Raw genomic sequence first — 1467 nt, 5'->3', positions numbered from 1 at the left:
TCAAGTGCAGCCTTCAGATTCATTGCACCCTTCATCTTTCAGGGTTCATGTGATCGCAGCACTTTTGCTGGATGGCTTGAATATTTACTCAAAGGTTTACCTAAAGATAAAAGTGGTCAGCACCCAAAATACCTATTAATTTTAGACAACGCTTCGATTCACAAAGGGAAAGAAATTGATGAATTGGCTACTCAATACAATGCCAGACTCATGTATTTACCAACGTATAGCCCTGATTTTAATCCGATTGAAAAAGCATGGTCAGTTTTAAAAAGAAAAGTACGAAATATTGTCAGTCAAAAACAGAAAAATGTTATCGAAGCTTTAGATATAGCATTTAATGAAATGTAGTAAACTTTTTTAATCCAGCTATAACAAAGCAGATTTTGTCATTGGCTATTTCAGAAGGTAGAACTCATGATTTTCAACTATTTAAACAACATCGTAAAAAGCAGAATTATCAAGCATTACTGCTTGTAGATAAAGGTTATCAGGGGTTAGAGAAATTAGGCATAAAATGTCTCATGCCATTTAAGGCAAGTAAAAAGCATGCACTGTGCCGATTACAAAAACAAATTAATCGTGAAATTGGTAAGCGACGTATTTGTATTGAGCACATCAATCGGAAATTAAAGGTATTTAAAATACTTTCTGAACGCTATCGAAATAGACGTAACCGCATGGGATTACGTCTAAATTTGATTGCTGGAATTTACAACATGGAATTGCTTAAAAAATGATTTATGCAAGAGGTCTACTCTTAAAAACCCAAATACCACTCCTATATGATACTATCTTCGATAATTGTAGGGTTTAATTAATTAAGTAGTTTTTCAAAAAAGACTCCGGATGTTTTATTCAAGTTGCTCTAAAGATTAAGGCTTTTTTTTAAGTCTTTCACATAAAACTTAGATTGATTAGTATTTTTAATAATCAATCTTTTCCCTATATCAATAAATGGTTTTTCAATTAAATTCCATGTTATATATGCAAAAAAAATAGAAATAAACATTGAAGTTATCTGATTGAAAGCAACTCCTAAATCGTTAAAATATAAAGCTAGAATTTGTTGCACAACAAACCCCCACAAATAAACACCATATGATAGATCAATAGATGGTTGATATTTTAATAAAAACTTTATCGTTGATAAATACATAATAGAGAAAAAGATCGTAGTATACAAAAAATATGGCTCGTATACTGTATGTCTAAATATAAAAAATGCTATCAAAGAACCAATAACTAATTTTATATCTATAAAAAAATAGGTGGTGTTTCAAAAAGTATGCTGGCATTAGACGGATCCATTGTTGATATAAAAGAACACTAAATCAAACGCTTTGAAATGATTCTCAAGCTTTTTGGAGAAGTTACAGCTTCTCCTAAATCCTCGCCTGATGCGATGCCTCAATCGACAATTATTTCCTTCAATACCCACAGTGAAAAACTTACCAATCAATTGTT

At 31.2% G+C, this 1467-nt stretch carries 4 protein-coding genes; 2 read left to right on the top strand and 2 right to left on the bottom strand.

Going from position 1 to position 1467, the window contains the following annotated elements; genetic code table 11:
• Positions 1-351: transposase (locus tag I2F62_RS13020; protein ID WP_324627409.1), on the top strand; the 351-nt coding region annotated here is incomplete at its 5' end.
• Between the two features lie 35 nt (positions 352-386).
• The gene (locus tag I2F62_RS13015; protein ID WP_324627408.1) at positions 387-740 is read left to right on the top strand and encodes a transposase family protein; all 354 of its coding nucleotides are present in this window, start codon (positions 387-389) and stop codon (positions 738-740) included.
• A 128-nt stretch (positions 741-868) separates the two neighbouring features.
• Here the strand turns inward: I2F62_RS13015 and I2F62_RS13010 are convergent, their stop codons facing one another.
• The gene (locus I2F62_RS13010; RefSeq protein ID WP_324627407.1) at positions 869-1075 is read right to left on the bottom strand and encodes a hypothetical protein; all 207 of its coding nucleotides are present in this window, start codon (positions 1073-1075) and stop codon (positions 869-871) included.
• 222 nt (positions 1076-1297) lie between these two features.
• The coding region (locus tag I2F62_RS13005) for an IS1 family transposase (RefSeq protein WP_324625223.1) at positions 1298-1467 on the bottom strand (170 nt) is incomplete at its 5' end.

Source organism: Acinetobacter sp. MD2(2019) (assembly GCF_035615615.1).
Classification (GTDB): Bacteria; Pseudomonadota; Gammaproteobacteria; order Pseudomonadales; family Moraxellaceae; genus Acinetobacter.
Note: the sequence above shows the minus strand (reverse complement) of the source record. Positions and strands in the feature narration are given on the sequence as shown.